Genomic DNA, 17729 nt, shown 5'->3' with positions numbered 1-17729 from the left:
GGACTCACCTGCGCGCGGACGGGCTCAGGCGTGTGCCGCCGCTGGCCGCAACTCTTCTTCGTGGAGCACGAAGCGACCCGTCTTGCGGTCGGCAAAATAGGCCCGCAAGCAGAGCGTGACGCTCTGGAAAGCGAGTTCCTGCCACGGGATCTCTGCTTCGGCGAAGAGGGCTGTTTCCAGGGTTTCCAATCCGGCTGCGAAGCCAGTATCGAGCAGGCGGGCACGGTAGAAGAGGTGCACCTGGTTGATGTGCGGGATGTTGACCAGCGAGAACAGTTCGCCAAGCTCGATGCGTGCGCAGGCTTCTTCGAGTGTTTCGCGCAGCGCGCCCTGGCGGGTCGTTTCACCGTTCTCCATGAAACCGGCAGGCAGGGTCCACAAGCCGTAGCGTGGGGCGATCGAACGTCGGCAGAGGAGGATTTTTTCCTGCCATTCGGCGATGCAACCGATCACCAGCTTCGGGTTCTGGTAATGGATCGCGCCGCAGCTTTGGCATACGTGCCGGGGTAGGTTGTCACCCTCCGGAATCGACAGGCTGACCGCTTCGCCGCATTCGCTGCAGAAATACATTTCTCGGAGTCCCCGCACTGCGTTCGATGACGCCGCAAGTCTATATGATTCCGGCCGGCAGAGCATCGCCTGTGGCGATGGCGCTGGCCTCTGCCGCAGGGCAAGTGGCGGTCGCGGGTTGGGTGCCGGGGAGGCGGCCCGGCACGCGGGGCTCGAAACCGACCAATCTTTTGCCGAAGTGGCGCTGCCTTGCCGTTCGGCCGGTGCCTGCAGTGTGCCATCTGGCTATACAATGCGCGACAATGCTGTGTTAAGTCAGCGACACGCGCCTTGGGCGCGATGACAAGGGGGAGCGGATGTTTCTGATTGTTGGCTACGTAATCATTCTGGCGGCAGCACTGGGCACCTACGCCGTTCACGGCAGCCTGGCGGCGCTGTGGGTGCCGATGGAATACATTGCGATCGTTGGTTTGACCATTGGTGGCTTCGTCGCAAGTAACGAATTGAAAATCATCAAGTCGACAATTGCTGCCTTGCCGGGAATCTTCAAAGGCTCGAAGTTCACCAAGGTGCTGTACGTCGACCTGCTGGCGATGCTCTTCGAGGTCTTGGCGAAGGTGCGCAAGGAAGGGCTGATGTCGATCGAGAACGACGTTGAGAATCCTCACGACAGCCCGATATTCAGCAAGTACCCGGTGCTTGCCAACGATCATCATGTGATGGAGTTCATCACCGATTATTTGCGCATGATGGTCGGCGGCAACCTCAACGCCATCGAGATCGAGAATCTGATGGATATCGAAATCGATACCCACCATCACGAGGCCGAGATGCCGGCGCATGTCGTTTCCAAGGTCGGCGACGCGGTCCCGGCCTTCGGTATCATCGTCGCCGTGATGGGCGTGGTGAACGTCATGGGCTCGGTCGGCGAGCCGCCGGCGGTGCTGGGAAAAATGATCGGTGGTGCGCTGGTCGGTACCTTCCTCGGTATCCTCATCGCTTACGGCTTCGTCTCGCCGGTGGCCAGCCTGCTCGAACAGAAGGCGCAGGACGGTGCGAAAATCTATCAGGTGATCAAGGTCGTCCTGCTGGCGTCGATGTCCGGCTACGCACCACAGGTGGCCGTCGAATTCGGTCGCAAGACCCTGGCCTCCGGGGTGCGTCCGACGTTTGGCGAACTCGAAGAAGAACTCAAGAATCGCAAAGGCAAATAGGCGATGCGGATGCGACTCAGGGGAGGCGCTGAATGAGCGAAGACGTACGCCCGATCGTCATCAAGCGTATCAAGAAGGTGGCAGCGGCGCACCACGGGGGCGCCTGGAAGATTGCCTACGCCGATTTCGTGACGGCGATGATGGCTTTCTTCCTGCTGATGTGGCTGCTCGGCTCGACTGCCAGCGGTGATCTGCAGGGGATCGCCGACTACTTCCAGAACCCGCTGAAGATCGCTTCGCAGGGAGGCTCGGGGACCGGCGACAGTTCGAGTGTTCTCAAGGGTGGTGGCAAGGACCTGACGCGCACTTCCGGCCAGGTCAAGAAGGGCGACATCGACGCCAAGAGCAAGACCATCAACCTCAAGGAAACCAACGCCGAACATGCACGCAAGGCCTTTGAAGAGCGCGAGACGTTGATGCTGGGGCAACTCAAGGAGAATATAGAAAAGCTGATTGAAAGCAATCCGGCGCTCAGGCAGTTCAAGAACCAGTTGTTGATCGACATTACCAGCGAGGGCTTGCGCATTCAGATCGTCGATGAGCAGAATCGCCCGATGTTCGATACCAGTAGCGCCGACCTGAAGAGCTATACGCGCACCATTCTGCATGAAATTGGCAAAGCGCTGAATGCCGTACCGAACAAGCTCAGTCTCTCGGGGCATACCGACGCCGCCCAGTTCGGTGGCGGTGCCAAGGGTTTCTCGAACTGGGAGTTGTCGGCCAATCGTGCCAACGCTTCGCGGCGCGAGTTGATTGCCGGCGGCATGGATGAGCATAAGGTGTTGCGCGTGGTCGGCCTGTCGTCCACCGTACTCTTCGACAAGAACGATCCGCTCAGCTCGATCAATCGCCGGATCAGCATCATCGTTCTCAATCGACGCGCGGAAGAGGCCTTGCTACAGGAAGACGGCAAGGCGGATGCGGTCGAGGCTGGCGGCCAGGGAATCGATGCCGACGCCATCGCCTCACCGCCAGGGAGCGGCCGCTAGGGCCGAGGCGCTGGGCGGAGCGGGGGCGCGCTCGGGCAATCCTGATCAGTCGTGCGGCACGGTCTCGGCGAAGGCGGAGCGTGTCATCAGTTTGCCGTAGAGGCGGGCAAGGTTGGCGTGCTGTTCCTGCCAGTGGATCTCGGGGAAACGCAGGATCAGATAGCCAAGCGCACAGCCCACGGCGACGTCGGCGAGCGAAAAATGCATGCCCATGCAGAAGCTTTTGTCACCCAGTTCTTCGGCCATGAACTCCAGGCTGCGGCCAATCTTGTCTTCCTGGCGCTTGATCCAGTCCGCAGCTTGCTGAGCGGGCGGGCGCTTTTTTTCCAGGAAGGTCAGCGCGGCTGCATCACAGACGCCGTCAGCCAGCGCCTCCCAGCGCTTGACTTCAATGCGCTCGCGATTCTGGTTGGGCATCAATTTGTTGTTCGGAGCGACATTGTCCAGATACTCGACAATCACTCGTGAGTCGAACAGGCTGGTGCTGTCATCCAGGAGAAGGACCGGTATTTTTCCCAGCGGATTGACGTTGGCCACCTGCGTTGCCGGAGTCCATGGCGAATCCAGCTCAAACTCATAGTCGATTTTCTTTTCTGCCAGAACGACGCGTGCCTTGCGGACGTAGGGGCTGGTCAGCGATCCGATGAGCTTCATTTGTTTCCTGACGGTAAATATTTACGCACAATTATACCATCGCAGCCGTATCTCAATTACGAGCGCATGCCGTGGACGGGTAAAATAGCGGGCTACCCTGCACACGCCTCAAGGATGCTCGCCATGCCCGATTCCGCACTTGTTTCCCTTTCACCGCTGGACGGCCGTTACGCGGGCAGGCTTGACCCGCTGCGCCCCCAGTTTTCGGAATACGGACTCATCCGTCGTCGTTTGCAGGTCGAGATCGAGTGGCTGAAGGCGCTGGCTGCCGAACCGCATTTCGTCGAAATCCCGGCCTTTTCTGCGCCAACCCTGGCCGAGCTTGATGCTCTCGTCAGCGATTTCGGTGCACAGCAGGCGGGCGAGGTGAAAGCGATCGAGGCGGTCACCAACCATGATGTCAAGGCGCTCGAGTACTGGATCAAGCAGCGCCTGGCAGGCAATGCGGAAGTGATGGCCGTCGCCGAGTTCATCCATTTCGCGTGCACCTCCGAGGACATCAACAACCTGGCACACGCCCTGATGCTGCAGACGGCGCGGGACGAAACGATGTTGCCGATGCTGGACCGCGTGCTGGCACGCCTTCGCCATCTGGCGCACGAATTTGCCGAACTGCCGATGATGTCGCGTACGCACGGCCAGCCGGCGACGCCGACGACGCTCGGCAAGGAAATGGCCAACGTCACCCATCGCCTGAGCCGCGCACGCGCGGGTATCGCCCGCGTGGCGCTGCTCGGCAAAATCAATGGTGCAGTGGGTAACTACAATGCCCATCTCGCCGCTTACCCGGATTTTGACTGGGAGAGTCTGGCGCGTCGCTTCGTCGAAGCGCTGGGCCTGGAGTTCAATCCCTATACCATTCAGATCGAGCCGCACGACGCCATGTCGGAACTGTTTGACGCTTTTGCCCGCACCAACCTGATTCTGGTCGACCTGAACCGTGACCTGTGGGGTTATATCTCGCTCGGTTTCTTCAGGCAGAAGCTCAAGGCTGGCGAGATTGGCTCGTCGACCATGCCGCACAAGGTCAATCCGATCGATTTCGAGAACTCGGAAGGAAACCTCGGCCTGGCCAATGCACTGTTACGTCACCTTGCCGAGAAGCTGCCGGTCTCGCGCTGGCAGCGCGACCTGACCGATTCGACGGTGTTGCGCAACATGGGAGTGGCCTTGGGTTACACCTTGCTCGCTTACGACTCGCTGCTGCGTGGTCTGAACAAGCTCGAAGCCGATGCAGCGCGCCTGCATGCAGATCTCGACGCCAACTGGGAACTGCTCGCCGAGCCAGTGCAGACGGTGATGCGGCGCTATGCGGTCGCCAATCCGTACGAGAAACTCAAGGAGCTGACTCGTGGCAAACGGGTTTCACGGCAGGCGATGCAGGACTTCGTCGCGACGCTGGAGATTCCAGCGGTAGCGAAGGCCGAACTGCTGGCGCTGACGCCTTGGGACTACACCGGCAAGGCCGCTGAACTGGCGAGGAGGATTTGATGGGCGCCACTGCTCCCCTGCGTCCCGATCGCCCCGATACCCATGCGACGCCTGTGTCGACGAGCGACGGCGAGCTGCTCGAGCCGATCGTTTGCGGCAGTTGCCAGCGGATCTTGCCCGGTGACGCCCGCTACTGCCCCAGCTGCTGTGGCGAGGACGGTCGGCGTGGGGCGCTGCAAGGGGCCATCTTTCTAGGTGCCGTGCTCGGTGTGCTCGCCGGCGGTCTGATCGCCGCCGTCTGGTCGTCTGCCGTTGGTGTCGAGCAAACACGCTGGAGCGATGTCCTGGCGACGCTCGCGACCTGCATCACCATCGGCGTGGCGATCGGCATTTTCCGCACCCTTCGCACGCGCCGGAAGGGCTGACGATGGCCCAGTTTGCCGAGAATCTGAAGAAGCTGCCGGGGGTGTCGCACATCGCGGCGATCAATCTGCTCGACACTGCCGGCGAAGTGCAGGCCGTGATCGAGAACAAGGCAGGCAGCCAGGGCTCAGTGGCGGTGTACAACCACCTCGCACAGACCTACGGGGCGATTACTCCGGAGGCGGCCAGGAAAGGCCTGGAGATGTTTGCCGAGCACACTGAGGACGCGCGTGCGAACCCCGGCAAGCATGTCAATATTGATCGTCTGCTGATGCTCGTGGAGGAGCGCAAGACGCTGCGCACCAAGCATGTCTTCGCCGTCTGAGTCGGGAATTCACACTCCACACTCCACACTTCAGACGACGGCGCCGTCCTCGTTGGCGCCTTCGATTTTCCTTTTCGGCTTGACGAACTGCTCGCGTGAGACGCCGAGCCACATCACCAGCGGGCTGGCGACGAGAACCGAGGAGTAGATCCCGAAACAGATGCCGATGGTCAGCGCCAGCGAGAAGTAATAGAGGGTCTCGCCACCGAAGATCAACATCGACAGAACCATGACCTGCGTTGATCCGTGGGTGATCACGGTGCGCGAGATGGTGCTGGTGATTGCGTGGTCGAGGACTTGCGGCGTGCTCAGGCCACGCACTTTCTTGAAAGTCTCGCGGACACGGTCGAAAACGACCACTGACTCGTTGACCGAGTAGCCGAGCACGGCGAGGACTGCCGCCAGCACGGAAAGTGAGAATTCCCACTGGAAGAAAGCGAAGAAGCCAAGAATGATGATCACATCGTGCAGGTTGGCGATGATCGCCGATATCGAGAATCGCCACTCGAAACGAAACGACAGGTAGAGGACGATGCCGATGATCACCACCAGCAGCGCCAGGGCGCCGTTTTCGGCCAGTTCCCTACCGACCTGCGGGCCAACGAATTCGACGCGGCGCAGCGTGGCGCCAGGCGCTTCAACGGCGAGCGCTTCGATGACCGACTGACCGATGCTGGCCGTGTTCTGATCGGCCTTCAGAGGCAGGCGGACCAAGACGTCCTGGCTGGACCCGAAGTGCTGTACGGAGAGGTCGGTATAGCCCGCTTTGCCGAGCCCGTCGCGGATTTTTTCGAGGTCCGCCGTCTGCGTGTAGTGGAGCTCGATCAGCGTTCCGCCGGTGAACTCCACCGAGAGATGCAGACCGCGGGTGAAAAGAAAGGTCACCGCCAGCAGGAAAGTGAGCAACGAGATGACGTTGAACACCAGCGCATGGCGCATGAACGGGATGTCTTTGCTGATTCGGAAGAATTCCATGCTGGTGCGTCCCTATTTGACGGCGGCCGAGCCGGCGCTGGCCGGTTTCCAGTCCACCTGGCCGATGGCCAATGTTTCGACCTTGCGGCGCCGGCCATAGATCAGGTTGACCATTGCGCGCGAGACGACCACTGCCGAGAACAGCGAAGTCATGATGCCAAGGCAGTGCACCACCGCGAAGCCGCGTACCGGGCCGGAGCCAAACATCAATAGCGCCAGGCCGGCAATGAGAGTCGTGACGTTGGAATCAAGAATGGTGCCGAAGGCGCGTTCATAACCGGTGTGGATCGCTGCTTGCGGCGATGAACCATTGCGCAGTTCTTCGCGGATGCGTTCGTTGATCAGCACGTTGGCGTCGATGGCCATGCCCAGGGTCAGCGCGATGGCCGCGATACCCGGCAAGGTTAGGGTTGCCTGCAGCAAGGAGAGCAGGGCGACCAGCAACAGCAGGTTGGAGGCCAGGGCGATGACTGACACTAGGCCGAACAAGCGGTAGTAGGCGATCATGAAGACGGCGATGGCGGCGAAGCCCCACATCGTTGACTGGAAGCCCTTGGCGATGTTTTCGGCACCAAGACTGGGACCAATGGTGCGTTCTTCGATGATTTCCATGGGCGCGGCCAGCGAACCGGCGCGCAGCAGCAGCGCCGTATCGTTGGCTTCGGTGGTCGTCATGCGGCCTGAAATCTGCACCCGACCACCACCAATCTCTGCCCGAATGACCGGTGCAGTGACCACTTCGCCCTTGCCTTTCTCGATCAGCAGGATGGCCATTCTCTTGCCGACGTTGTCGCGGGTGATGTCCTTGAAAATGCGCGCACCCGGCGAGTCGAGCGTCAGGTGCACCGCCGCTTCGTTGGTCTGACCGTCAAAACCGGGTTGGGCGTCGGTCAGGCGGTCGCCGGTGAGCACCACCTGCTTCTTGACCAGCAGCGGTGCGCCGTCGCGCTCGACATAGAGCTCGCTGCCGAAGGGTACCTGGCCAGCCAGCGCCGCTTCGACGGCACCTGGCGTTTCCTCGACCATGCGAATTTCCAGCGTCGCGGTGCGCCCGAGGATGTCCTTGGCCTTGGCGGTGTCCTGCACGCCCGGCAACTGCACGACGATGCGATCAGCGCCTTGCTGGGCAATCACCGGCTCGGCAACACCGAGTTCGTTGATGCGGTTGTTCAGGGTGGTGATGTTCTGCTTGAGCGCGAAATCCTGTAGGCGCTTGATGGCTTCCGGGCGCAGGCTGGCGACCAGCTTGAGGTCGCTGTCTTCGCCCTGATCAAGGAGGAGCAGATCGGGCTGGTTCTCCTCGAGCGTCAAGCGACCCTGGTTGCGCTTCTCCTGGTCACGAAAGCGGATCACGATGCGCTCGCCCTGGCGGTCGATGCCGGCGTGGCGGACATTCTTGTCGCGCAGCAGGGTGCGCAGGTCAGCGCCGAGCGAGTCCAGGCGTTTGGTCAGCGCGCCCGGCATGTCCACCTGCAGCAGGAAATGTACGCCGCCACGCAGGTCGAGGCCGAGGTACATCGGCAGCGCGTGCAGCCTGGTCAGCCATTGCGGCGAACTCGACAGGAGATTCAGGGCGATGACGTATTGCGGGTTGCTACTGTCCGGGTTGAATTGCTTCTCCAGGACATCCTTTGCCTGCAGCTGCGTATCGTTGCTCAACAGGCGAACCTTGACGCCATTGCTGTCGAGAAAGAGGCCACTGTTCGCTATCCCGGCTGCCTGCAGAGTGCTGGCGACGCGTTCACGGGTGCTGTTGTCGATCTTCAGCGTCGCCTTGGCGCTTGAAACCTGCACCGCAGGCGATTCGCCAAAGAAGTTGGGCAAGGTGTAGATCAGGCCGAACAGCAGTGCCAGGCCGACGAGGACGTACTTCCAGAGCGGATAGCGATTCATGAATACTTTTTGTGCCGTCAGAGGACGCGAGCGCTGCCCGGAGGCAGGCGCCCGGCTGGTGGTTAGAGTGCCTTCAGCGTGCCTTTTGGCAGAAGCAGCGTGACCGCCTGTTTCTGGACCTGGATTTCGACGGCGGTGGCAACCTCGATGGCGATAAAATTCTCGCCGACCTTGGTAATGCGGCCGGCAATGCCGCCACCGGTGACTACTTCATCGCCTTTGGCAAGGGCTTCGACCAGCGCCTTGTGTTCCTTGGTGCGCTTCATCTGTGGCCGGATCATCAGGAAGTAGAGGACGATGAACATCAAAATGATCGGCAGGAGCTGCATGAAGCCACCCGTTGGGTCGGCAGCGGCAGCGGTTTGGGCGTGGGCGGTACTGATTAGCACATCAGTCTCCTAGAATGGAAGGTTTAAATTGAACCCGCAATTATAGCACTATCATTCCGGCTGCCGACGGCGGCGGCTGTGGAAGCTGCGCACCGTTTCGGCGAGCGTGCCGGCAGCAATCGCCGTGCGCAGTTCATGCATCAGCTGGTGATAATAGTGCAGGTTGTGCATGGTGCCGAGTTGCGCGCCGAGGATTTCGCCAACGCGGTGCAGGTGATGCAGGTAGGCGCGCGAAAAGTTCTGACAGGTATAACAGTCGCAGCTGTCGTCGAGCGGCTGAGGGTCTGTCTTGTGCTTGGCGTTTCTGATCCGGACGTCACCGTGTCGGGTAAAGAAATGACCGTTGCGTGCGTTGCGCGTCGGCAGCACGCAGTCAAACATGTCGATGCCCACCTGCACCGCGGCCACCAGATCCTCGGGCGTTCCGACACCCATCAGGTAGCGCGGTTTGTCGCCTGGCAGGCGTGGCGCGGTGTGGGCGAGGATTCTCGCCATGTCGTCTTTTGGCTCACCGACCGACAGGCCACCGATGGCGTAACCATCGAAGCCGATTTCGGCGAGCCCTGCCAGCGACTCGTCGCGGAGGTCCTCGTACATGCCGCCCTGAACGATCCCGAACAGGGCGTTGTGATTGGCGAGCCGCTCGTGCGCGGCACGCGAGCGCTGCGCCCAGCGTAGCGAAAGCTGCATCGAGGTAGCGGCTTCGCCGTGGCTGGCGGGGTAGGGCGTGCATTCGTCGAGAATCATGACGATGTCCGAATCGAGCACATGCTGGATGCGCATCGACTCCTCAGGCGTCAGAAAAAGCCGGTCGCCGTTGATCGGCGACTGGAAGGTGACTCCTTCTTCCGTGATCTTGCGCAGTGCGCCGAGCGAAAAAACCTGAAAACCGCCCGAATCCGTGAGAATCGGTCCATCCCAGGACATGAAGCGGTGCAGTCCACGATGTGCGGCAATGGCCTCCAGACCCGGTCGTAACCAAAGGTGGAAGGTGTTGCCGAGACAGATCTGCGCGCCGCTTTCGATCAGGTCGCGCGGGGTCATCGCCTTGACCGTCCCGTAAGTGCCAACCGGCATGAAGGTGGGGGTTTCGACGATGCCATGGGCGAGGCTGATGCGGCCTCGACGGGCTGCGCCGTCGGCGGCGAGAAGTTCGAAGTTCATCAATTGAAGGCCATCAGGAAACTGGAGGTGGCAAGCCCACTGCGCGTCACGGCGTAAAAATGCGGGCAAGGGCTTTCCCGATAAAAAAGCACCGCCTGGGAGCCAGGCGGTGCTTTTCGTCGGCGATTACGGCTCGCCAGGGCCGGGGCCCTGGCGGTCGCAAGAACTGACAGATCCGACCTCCTTCGAGCCCGGAACCTGGCGATGTCGCTGCGCAGGGGAACCGGGAACGAAGACTGTCGGATGAGTGGCTGCTCAGCTCAGCTGGCGTCGTCGATGGCCGCTCGCGCCGCTGCCAGGCGGGCAATCGGCACGCGGAAAGGCGAGCAACTGACGTAGTCGAGGCCGGTACGATGGAAGAAGGTGATCGAATCCGGGTCGCCACCGTGTTCACCACAGACGCCCAGCTTGATTCCCGGGCGCGCCGCACGACCTTTCGCGACGGCCATTTCGACCAGCAGGCCAACACCTTTCTGGTCGATCGACTCGAAGGGATCGCGCTCGTACATGCCGTCTTTCAGATAGCTCGGCAGAAACTTGCCGGCGTCATCGCGCGAGAAACCCATCGCCATCTGCGTCAGGTCGTTGGTTCCGAACGAGAAGAACTCCGCTTGCTGACCAATGCTGTCGGCGATCAGGGCCGCACGTGGCGTCTCGATCATCGTGCCGACCATGTAGTCGATCTTTTCGCCACGCGCGGCGAAGACGGCGTCAGCGGTCTTGCGGATGATCTTGGCCTGGGCGTTGAATTCACGTACCGTCCCGACCAGTGGCACCATGATCTCGGCCTTGACGTCGAATCCCTGGGCTTTCATGTTGAGCGCCGCCTCGATGATCGCGCGGGTCTGCATTTCGGTGATTTCCGGATAGGTAATGCCGAGGCGGCAGCCGCGGTGACCCATCATCGGGTTGAACTCGTGCAGGTCATCGACCCGCATCTTGATCACTCCCAGCGGCACATTCATTTCGTGGGCCATGATCTTCTGGTTGGCTTCGTCGTGCGGGACGAATTCGTGCAGCGGCGGGTCGAGCAGGCGGATGGTGACCGCCAGCCCGCTCATTTCACGGAACAGGCCTTCAAAGTCACCGCGCTGCATCGGCAGCAGCTTGGCCAGTGCCTTGCGGCGGCCGGCTTCGTCCTCGGCGAGGATCATTTCGCGGACGGCCTTGATGCGGTCGCCTTCAAAGAACATGTGCTCGGTACGGCAGAGGCCGATGCCCTTGGCGCCGAAATTGCGCGCGGCCTTGGCGTCGTCCGGGGTGTCGGCATTGGCGCGAATACCCAGCCGCTTGTACTTGTCGGTGAGGTCCATCAGGGCGCCAAAGTCGCCGGTCAGCTCGGCTTCCTTGGTTGGCACCTGGCCTTCGAAGACATTGCCGGTCGAGCCGTCGAGCGAAATCCAGTCGCCTTCCTTGTAGGTCTCACCACCGACGGACATGGTCCGCGCGTGGTAATCGACACGCACCGCGCCGGCACCCGAGATGCAGCACTTGCCCATGCCGCGTGCGACGACTGCCGCGTGCGAGGTCATGCCGCCGCGCGCGGTCAGAATGCCAGTGGCGACGCTCATGCCGCGCAGGTCCTCGGGGGAGGTCTCCTGACGCACCAGGATCACGGCCTTGCCCTTGCGGACCCATTCTTCGGCTTCGTCGGCGAAGAAGACGATCTGGCCGGTGGCGGCGCCCGGCGAAGCCGGCAGGCCGTGGGCGATGGAACGTGCCTTCTTGATCGCTGCCGGGTCGAAGACCGGGTGCAGCAGTTCGTTGAGGCGATCCGGACCGACGCGCCGCAGGGCTTCCTTCTCGTCGATCATGCCCTGACGCAGCATTTCCATCGCGATGCGCACCATGGCCGCGCCGGTACGCTTGCCGCCACGCGTCTGGAGCATCCACAGGCGGCCTTCCTGAATGGTGAACTCGACGTCCTGCATGTCCTTGTAGTGTTCCTCGAGCTTTGTTTCGGCGGCCAGCAGCTGCTTGTAGATATCCGGCATCAGCTCTTCGAGCGATGGGAAGCGGCTGCGGCGATCTTCTTCGCTGACCATCGCCAGCTGTGCCCAACGCTGCGAGCCTTCGAGAGTGATCTGTTGCGGCGTACGCGTGCCGGCGACGACGTCTTCACCCTGCGCATTGATCAGGAATTCGCCGTTGAACAGGTCTTCGCCGGTCCCAGCATCGCGTGTGAAGGCCACCCCGGTACCGCTGTTGTCGCCAAGGTTGCCGAAAACCATGGCCTGCACATTGACGGCCGTTCCCCAGGCGTCAGGGATGTCGTTGAGTTCGCGGTATACGACGGCGCGGTCATTGTTCCAGCTCTGGAAGACGGCCATCACCGAACCCCATAGTTGTTCCCACGGATCGGTCGGGAACTCGCGGCCGATGCGGGCACGAATCAGTCCCTTGAAGCGCAGCACCAGCTCTTTCAGGTCGTTGGTGTTCAGGTCGGTATCGAGTTCGACGCCCTTTTGCTCCTTGAGCGCGTCGATGACCACTTCGAAGGGGTCGTGCTCTTCCTTCGATACCGGCTTGAGGCCCATCACCACGTCGCCGTACATCTGGATGAAACGGCGGTACGAGTCCCAGGCGAAACGTTCGTTGCCAGCCTTGCTGGCCAGGCCGGCGACGGCTTCGTCGTTGAGGCCGAGATTGAGGATGGTGTCCATCATCCCCGGCATCGAGGCGCGCGAGCCCGAGCGTACGGAGAGCAGCAGCGGATCGGAGGAGTCGCCGAACTTCTTGCCCATTTCTTTTTCGATGAAGGCAACACTGGCACGGACTTCCGCATCGATCAACTTGGCGACAGCATCCTGGCCCTGCTCGGTGTAGACCGTGCACACTTCGGTACTGATGGTCAAACCGGGCGGAACGACGATTCCCAGGCGGCACATCTCGGCCAGGTTGGCGCCCTTGCCGCCGAGAAGATTCTTCATCGTGGCATCACCGTCAGTGCGGCTGGCACCAAATACGTACACGTTCTTTGTTTCAGTTGACATAAATACCTCGCGTATGAGGAAAGAAGGAAAGGAGCTTCGAGCAGCTCGCTCGAAGGGGCCCTAGAGTGAGTGACCCGGGCAGCTTACGCCGGGTCACTGAATTGCAGCGCTGCCGACCCGCAAGCGGACCAGGAGCGGAAAACGGGCGCAGCGCAAGCGATCAGATTTCTTCTGCCTCCATCTTGATCGCGCCGCAGGGGCATTCGGCCACACACATGCCGCAGCCCTTGCAGTAGTCATAGTTGAATTGAAAGCGCTTGCCGGGGCCGAGCTTGATGACGGCATTGTCCGGGCAGACGCCGTAGCAGTTGTCGCATTCGAAGCAGTTGCCGCAGGACAGGCAGCGGCGGGCTTCGAACAGCGCCGTGCTCTCGTCCAGGCCGCCCTGGACTTCATCGAAAGTCGACTGGCGACGAATGATGTCCAGCATCGGGCGCACGGTTTTCGGTGCGTCGGCGTAATACCAGGTGTTGAGTTTCTCGAAGTTGGCCACTTCGTGCTGCACTGCCGGAACGTGCTGCTCGCCGCGCAACCAGGCGTCGATATGCCGCGCCGCCTGCTTGCCGTGACCGATGCCGACGGTGACGTTGCGCTCCGCGGGAACCATGTCGCCACCTGCGAAAATTCCCGGATGACCGGTCATCATGTTCGGCGCGACTTTGACTACGCCGTCTTTGACCTCCAGGCCGGGAACGCCTTCGAGGAGTCCGAGATCGACATCCTGTCCCAGCGCCAGGACCAGTGAATCGGCCTCGATGGTCTCGAACTCGCCGGTCGGCTGCGGGAAGCCGGTCTCGTCCAGAGCCATTTTTTCGATGGTCAGGGATGACTCGTCGGCCTGGGTGATGGTCGACAGCCACTTGACCATGATCCCTTCCTGAAGGGCTTCTTCCATCTCGAAGTCATGGGCCGGCATTGCCGCGCGTGTGCGGCGATAGACGATCAAGGGCTCGGCGCCCATGCGCTTGGCGGTACGCGCCACGTCGATAGCGGTATTGCCCCCGCCATAGACGACGACGCGGCGACCGAGCATCGGCTTCTCTTCGCCCTCCATGCTGCGTAGCAGCGAGATGGCGTCGACGATTTTCGCCGCGTCGCCAGCCGGGATGCGGGCACGTTTGCCGATGTGCGCACCAACGGCCAGGAAGGCGGCGTCGAACTTGCCGTCGGCCATGGTGTTGAGAATGTTATCGACTTTGGTGTTCAGATTCACCTTGACGCCAAGTTCCACGACGCGCTGCATTTCTGCCTCGAGAATATCGCGCGGCAGGCGGTATTTCGGGATCCCGAAGCGCATCATGCCGCCGAGCAGCGGTCCCGCCTCGTACACCGTGACGCTATGGCCGAGGCGGCGCAGGTGGTAGGCCGCCGACATGCCGGACGGACCGGCACCGACGACCAACACATTCTTGCCCGACTCGCTGCTCGGTGGGGTGAGTTTCCAGCCGAGCTTGAGCGCTTCGTCGCCGAGAAAGCGCTCGACCGAATTGATGCCCACCGGCTCGTCGATCTGGCCGCGGTTGCAGACACTTTCGCAGCTGTGGTAACAAACGCGTCCCATGATCGCCGGGAAAGGGTTGTCTTTGGTCAGGTGCCGCCAGGCGCTTTCATAGTCGCCGGATTCGGCATGAAACAGCCAGCCCTGGATGTCCTCACCAGCGGGACATTGCTTGTTGCAGGGGGGCAAGCGGTCGATATAGACCGGCCGCGAAGTACGCCACGAGCCGGTGTGGTTGGCCAGCGAGGAGCCGGGGTCTAGGGTAATGGCAAAGGGTTTTTCCATCAGTTCGCCTCCTGGTCGAGCAGTCCGTATTTGCGAATGTTCTTGTCTGCCGCCGCTTGCAGGCGGGCGATCGTTGCCACTGCCGGCTTCTTGCCGAAGAGGTGCGCATAGCGCTTCTGCCGCTTGAGGTATTCCTCAACCGGCTGCTTTCTGCGGATCTTCAGGTTGCCGGTAAGCTCGCCGTTCTCCGCTTCGAAGACCGGAAAAATGCCGGTTTCCTTGGCCAGGCGCGCCAGCAGAATGGTGTCTTCCGAAGCCGCGCCCCAGCCCAGCGGACAGGGGACGAGAATGTGGATGTAGCGCGCCCCACGCATGCCCATGGCCTTGGTGACCTTGTATTCCAGATCACGCAGGTCGGCGACGGTGGCCGTCGCGACGTAAGGAATTTCGTGGGCCATGGCGATCGCCGGGAGGAACTTGCCCTGGCCGAACTGGTTGCCCGGTTCGGGGCCGACCGGCATGGTCGTCGCCGTGCGCGCTGCCGGTGGCGTTGCCGAACTGCGCTGCACGCCGGTATTCATGTAGCCACCGTTGTCGTAACAGATGTACAGGACGTCGTCATTGCGCTCGAACATGCCCGACAGGCAGCCGAAACCGATGTCGGTGGTGCCGCCATCGCCACCCTGGGCGACGACGCGGACGTCACCCATCTGGCCTTTCTGTTTTTTCACCTTGATCGCGGCGGCAATGCCGGTGGCAACGGCCGCGGTATTACCGAAGAGCGAGTGAATCCACGGGATTTGCCACGAAGTTTCGGGGTAGGGGGTCGAGAAGACTTCCAGACAGCCGGTGGCATTGGCGGCAATCAGGCGGCCACGGGCGGCATTCATCGCCGCATCGATGGCGTAGCGTGCGCCGAGTGCTTCACCACAACCCTGACACGCACGGTGTCCGGAGTTCAGCGAATTGGTGCGTTCAATATTGGCCTGGACGCTGCGTTCTGATGCTTCCAGGAGGCGATTGCCGACGGTGAAGGTGCCGGTCTGATAGAAATGGACGGGTTGAAAGCTCATCGTGGTTCTCCTCAGCCAATCCGTGCGGCGACGACGCCGACGTCACGCAGCATGCTTTCCGCTGCCGGACCCGAACGGCGCGTCGTACGCTCGCGTTCGAGTTGCTTGTTGACCACCTCCCAGTCGAGATCGAGGAAGGTCAGGCGCTCAAGTTCACCGGCGACGGCTTTGGCAAACAGCGCGTGCAGCGACTTCATGGTGATCGCCCGTCCGCCGAGTCCGGCGACGACGGTATGTCCTTCGAGTTGCAGCCCGGACATCGCCATGCGCACATCGGTAGACACGACGCCGCCGATGCCTACGGCGAGGCTTTTTTCGAGCACGACGACGCGTTTAGCATTCTGCAGTGCGTTACGCACCTCTTCGAGCGGGAAAGGACGGTAGGAAATGATTCCCAGGACGCCGATCTTCTCACCAGCCTGGCGCATCTCGTCGACGACATCCTTGATGGTGCCCAGGATCGAACCCATCGCGACGACGATGGTTTCCGCATCGTCGGTGAGATAGGAATGGGTCAGACCACCCGAATCGCGACCGAAGATGGTCTTGAACTGCGTGGCCAGCTTCGGGATCAGTTCCAGAGCCTGCATCTGCTTGGCGTGCGCCAGGTAGCGCACTTCGGAGAAAGCTTCCGGGCCGACCATCGCCCCGATCGACACCGGATCGGTCGGGTCAAGGACCTGGCGCGGCTCGTAAGGCGGCAGGAAGGCATCGACCTGCTCTTGAGTCGGCACGTCCACGCGCTCGTAAGCATGGGTGAGAATGAAGCCGTCCATGCAGACCATTACCGGCAGGCTGACTTCCTCAGCGAGTTTGAAAGCCAGAATGTGCAGATCGAGCGCTTCCTGGTTGGTCTCGGCAAAGAGCTGGATCCAGCCGCTGTCGCGTTGCGAGAGCGCATCGGTATGGTCGTTCCAGATGTTGATCGGTGCTCCGATGGCACGGTTGGCGACGGTCATGACGATCGGCAGGCCGAGGCCGGAAGCGTTATACACCGCCTCGCACATGAACAGAATGCCCTGTGACGCGGTGGCGGTATAGGTGCGGGCACCGGTCGCCGACGAACCGATGGCGACGCTCATGGCCGCGAACTCCGATTCGACGTTGATGAACTCGCAGTCGGTGACTTCGCCGGCCTTGACCATTTCACCAAGGCCTTCGACGATGTGTGTCTGGGGTGAAATCGGGTAGGCGCAAATGACTTCGGGCCGGCAAAGGCCGACTGCTTCGGCAACCGCGTGTGAACCTTCAGTCTGTTTAAGCATGTGCGGCCTCCTCGTGACTTGCCCCGGCAACCTCGTCAAGGACGAACTGATAAGCCTCGCTGGCGGCGGCGATGTTGTTGCTGGCGATCTTCTCCGAGAACTTGGTATTGATGGCCTTGATCACCGACTCCAGGCGGATGATTCCGGAGGCGGCGGCGAATCCGGCCAGCAAGGGAACATTGGGCATTGGCCGGCCGACGTGCTTGCGACTGAGATCGGTGGCCGGGACGGTGAGCAGCCGGTCTGCCGGCCAGTCACGGACAAAATCGGCAAGGCCCAACTCGGTAAAGCTGCGACTGGTATTGATCAGGATATAGCCGCCTTTCTTCAAGCCGGAGAAGACATCCACCTGGAAGAGCAGGGTCGGATCCTGAATGATCAGGGCATCGGGCTCCATGATTGGCTCACGCAGCCGGATCTCCTGGTCAGCGATACGGCAAAAAGCGACTACCGGGGCGCCGGTGCGCTCCGATCCGAAGCTCGGAAAAGCCTGTGCATGGCGGCCTTCCTCGAATGCGGCAATCGACAACATCTCGGCAGCGGTAACCACGCCCTGGCCACCGCGACCATGTATTCGGACTTGGAACATGTTTCCTCCAGTGTTGAACTTCGGTTGTACATCGGTGTCGTTTTGAAGTTTGCGCAGCATAGCTCAGTTCGAGTTCATTGAAAACATCGACCTTGATCTGGATCGCCGGCTGCCGTGCT

The 17729-nt window shown here is 61.3% G+C and carries 16 protein-coding genes; 5 read left to right on the top strand and 11 right to left on the bottom strand.

From position 1 onward, the window contains the following. Nucleotides 1-24 precede the first annotated feature (24 nt). Nucleotides 25-570, bottom strand: a complete 546-nt coding sequence (locus V5B40_RS05215) for an NUDIX hydrolase (RefSeq protein ID WP_332353533.1) — start codon at nucleotides 568-570, stop codon at nucleotides 25-27. 296 nt (nucleotides 571-866) lie between these two features. Here V5B40_RS05215 and motA point away from each other — a divergent pair, with 296 nt between their 5' ends. Beyond that, on the top strand, nucleotides 867-1724 hold the full coding sequence (gene motA, locus V5B40_RS05210) for a flagellar motor stator protein MotA (RefSeq protein WP_332353532.1): 858 nt from the start codon (nucleotides 867-869) through the stop codon (nucleotides 1722-1724). A gap of 32 nt (nucleotides 1725-1756) precedes the next feature. Beyond that, nucleotides 1757-2713, top strand: coding sequence for a flagellar motor protein MotB (gene motB, locus V5B40_RS05205; RefSeq protein WP_332353531.1), 957 nt, complete (start codon nucleotides 1757-1759; stop codon nucleotides 2711-2713). A gap of 45 nt (nucleotides 2714-2758) precedes the next feature. Here the strand turns inward: motB and V5B40_RS05200 are convergent, their stop codons facing one another. Beyond that, the gene (locus tag V5B40_RS05200; RefSeq protein WP_332353530.1) at nucleotides 2759-3367 is read right to left on the bottom strand and encodes a glutathione S-transferase; all 609 of its coding nucleotides are present in this window, start codon (nucleotides 3365-3367) and stop codon (nucleotides 2759-2761) included. Between the two features lie 123 nt (nucleotides 3368-3490). On the opposite strand from V5B40_RS05200, the gene purB reads away from it, so the two are divergent. From purB to V5B40_RS05185, 3 genes are read left to right on the top strand one after another with little or no spacing between them, the layout of a single operon-like run. Next, nucleotides 3491-4858, top strand: coding sequence for an adenylosuccinate lyase (gene purB, locus V5B40_RS05195; RefSeq protein WP_332353529.1), 1368 nt, complete (start codon nucleotides 3491-3493; stop codon nucleotides 4856-4858). After that, nucleotides 4858-5223 carry a zinc ribbon domain-containing protein gene (locus V5B40_RS05190; protein WP_332353528.1) on the top strand — a complete coding sequence of 122 codons (366 nt, stop codon included), beginning with the start codon at nucleotides 4858-4860 and terminating at the stop codon, nucleotides 5221-5223. Before purB ends, V5B40_RS05190 begins: the two co-directional genes overlap by 1 nt. A 2-nt stretch (nucleotides 5224-5225) precedes the next feature. Continuing rightward, nucleotides 5226-5546, top strand: coding sequence for a DUF2322 family protein (locus V5B40_RS05185; RefSeq protein WP_332353527.1), 321 nt, complete (start codon nucleotides 5226-5228; stop codon nucleotides 5544-5546). A gap of 30 nt (nucleotides 5547-5576) precedes the next feature. Here V5B40_RS05185 and secF read toward each other — a convergent pair whose 3' ends face one another. The 9 genes from secF to V5B40_RS05140 all read right to left on the bottom strand — a co-directional run bounded on the left by secF (nucleotide 5577) and on the right by V5B40_RS05140 (nucleotide 17610). Beyond that, entirely contained in the window at nucleotides 5577-6521 is a 945-nt protein-coding gene (secF, locus tag V5B40_RS05180) for a protein translocase subunit SecF (RefSeq protein WP_332353526.1), read from the bottom strand. A 12-nt stretch (nucleotides 6522-6533) separates the two neighbouring features. After that, complete coding sequence (secD, locus tag V5B40_RS05175; protein ID WP_332353525.1) at nucleotides 6534-8414, bottom strand: protein translocase subunit SecD; 1881 nt, start codon at nucleotides 8412-8414, stop codon at nucleotides 6534-6536. Nucleotides 8415-8476: 62 nt separating this feature from the next. Next, on the bottom strand, nucleotides 8477-8803 hold the full coding sequence (gene yajC / locus V5B40_RS05170) for a preprotein translocase subunit YajC (RefSeq protein WP_332353524.1): 327 nt from the start codon (nucleotides 8801-8803) through the stop codon (nucleotides 8477-8479). Nucleotides 8804-8854: 51 nt separating this feature from the next. Further along, nucleotides 8855-9967, bottom strand: a complete 1113-nt coding sequence (tgt, locus tag V5B40_RS05165) for a tRNA guanosine(34) transglycosylase Tgt (RefSeq protein WP_332353523.1) — start codon at nucleotides 9965-9967, stop codon at nucleotides 8855-8857. A 260-nt stretch (nucleotides 9968-10227) separates the two neighbouring features. Then, nucleotides 10228-12960 (bottom strand): pyruvate, phosphate dikinase, encoded by a 2733-nt coding sequence (gene ppdK, locus V5B40_RS05160; protein ID WP_332353522.1) that lies wholly within the window; start codon nucleotides 12958-12960, stop codon nucleotides 10228-10230. 160 nt (nucleotides 12961-13120) lie between these two features. Next, complete coding sequence (locus V5B40_RS05155; RefSeq protein ID WP_332353521.1) at nucleotides 13121-14743, bottom strand: NAD(P)-binding protein; 1623 nt, start codon at nucleotides 14741-14743, stop codon at nucleotides 13121-13123. Continuing rightward, nucleotides 14743-15756, bottom strand: a complete 1014-nt coding sequence (locus V5B40_RS05150; RefSeq protein ID WP_332353520.1) for a thiamine pyrophosphate-dependent enzyme — start codon at nucleotides 15754-15756, stop codon at nucleotides 14743-14745. The genes V5B40_RS05155 and V5B40_RS05150 overlap by 1 nt, the downstream gene beginning before the upstream one ends. Before the next feature lie 11 nt (nucleotides 15757-15767). Continuing rightward, on the bottom strand, nucleotides 15768-17021 hold the full coding sequence (gene porA / locus V5B40_RS05145) for a pyruvate ferredoxin oxidoreductase (RefSeq protein ID WP_332353519.1): 1254 nt from the start codon (nucleotides 17019-17021) through the stop codon (nucleotides 15768-15770). Beyond that, the gene (locus tag V5B40_RS05140; protein ID WP_332353518.1) at nucleotides 17014-17610 is read right to left on the bottom strand and encodes a 2-oxoacid:acceptor oxidoreductase family protein; all 597 of its coding nucleotides are present in this window, start codon (nucleotides 17608-17610) and stop codon (nucleotides 17014-17016) included. The genes porA and V5B40_RS05140 overlap by 8 nt, the downstream gene beginning before the upstream one ends. Between the last annotated feature and the right edge of the window lie 119 nt (nucleotides 17611-17729).

Source organism: Candidatus Accumulibacter meliphilus, from assembly GCF_036625345.1.
Lineage (GTDB): Bacteria > Pseudomonadota > Gammaproteobacteria > Burkholderiales > Rhodocyclaceae > Accumulibacter > Accumulibacter meliphilus.
Note: the sequence above shows the minus strand (reverse complement) of the source record. Positions and strands in the feature narration are given on the sequence as shown.

Excerpts from the sequence above, each read along its gene's own strand:
- V5B40_RS05215 (WP_332353533.1), bottom strand. The coding sequence starts at position 570 with ATGTATTTCTGCAGCGAATGCGGCGAAGCGGTCAGCCTGTCGATTCCG.
- motA (WP_332353532.1), top strand. The coding sequence starts at position 867 with ATGTTTCTGATTGTTGGCTACGTAATCATTCTGGCGGCAGCACTGGGC.
- motB (WP_332353531.1), top strand. The coding sequence starts at position 1,757 with ATGAGCGAAGACGTACGCCCGATCGTCATCAAGCGTATCAAGAAGGTG.
- V5B40_RS05200 (WP_332353530.1), bottom strand. The coding sequence starts at position 3,367 with ATGAAGCTCATCGGATCGCTGACCAGCCCCTACGTCCGCAAGGCACGC.
- purB (WP_332353529.1), top strand. The coding sequence starts at position 3,491 with ATGCCCGATTCCGCACTTGTTTCCCTTTCACCGCTGGACGGCCGTTAC.
- V5B40_RS05190 (WP_332353528.1), top strand. The coding sequence starts at position 4,858 with ATGGGCGCCACTGCTCCCCTGCGTCCCGATCGCCCCGATACCCATGCG.
- V5B40_RS05185 (WP_332353527.1), top strand. The coding sequence starts at position 5,226 with ATGGCCCAGTTTGCCGAGAATCTGAAGAAGCTGCCGGGGGTGTCGCAC.
- secF (WP_332353526.1), bottom strand. The coding sequence starts at position 6,521 with ATGGAATTCTTCCGAATCAGCAAAGACATCCCGTTCATGCGCCATGCG.
- secD (WP_332353525.1), bottom strand. The coding sequence starts at position 8,414 with ATGAATCGCTATCCGCTCTGGAAGTACGTCCTCGTCGGCCTGGCACTG.
- tgt (WP_332353523.1), bottom strand. The coding sequence starts at position 9,967 with ATGAACTTCGAACTTCTCGCCGCCGACGGCGCAGCCCGTCGAGGCCGC.
- ppdK (WP_332353522.1), bottom strand. The coding sequence starts at position 12,960 with ATGTCAACTGAAACAAAGAACGTGTACGTATTTGGTGCCAGCCGCACT.
- V5B40_RS05155 (WP_332353521.1), bottom strand. The coding sequence starts at position 14,743 with ATGGAAAAACCCTTTGCCATTACCCTAGACCCCGGCTCCTCGCTGGCC.
- V5B40_RS05150 (WP_332353520.1), bottom strand. The coding sequence starts at position 15,756 with ATGAGCTTTCAACCCGTCCATTTCTATCAGACCGGCACCTTCACCGTC.
- porA (WP_332353519.1), bottom strand. The coding sequence starts at position 17,021 with ATGCTTAAACAGACTGAAGGTTCACACGCGGTTGCCGAAGCAGTCGGC.
- V5B40_RS05140 (WP_332353518.1), bottom strand. The coding sequence starts at position 17,610 with ATGTTCCAAGTCCGAATACATGGTCGCGGTGGCCAGGGCGTGGTTACC.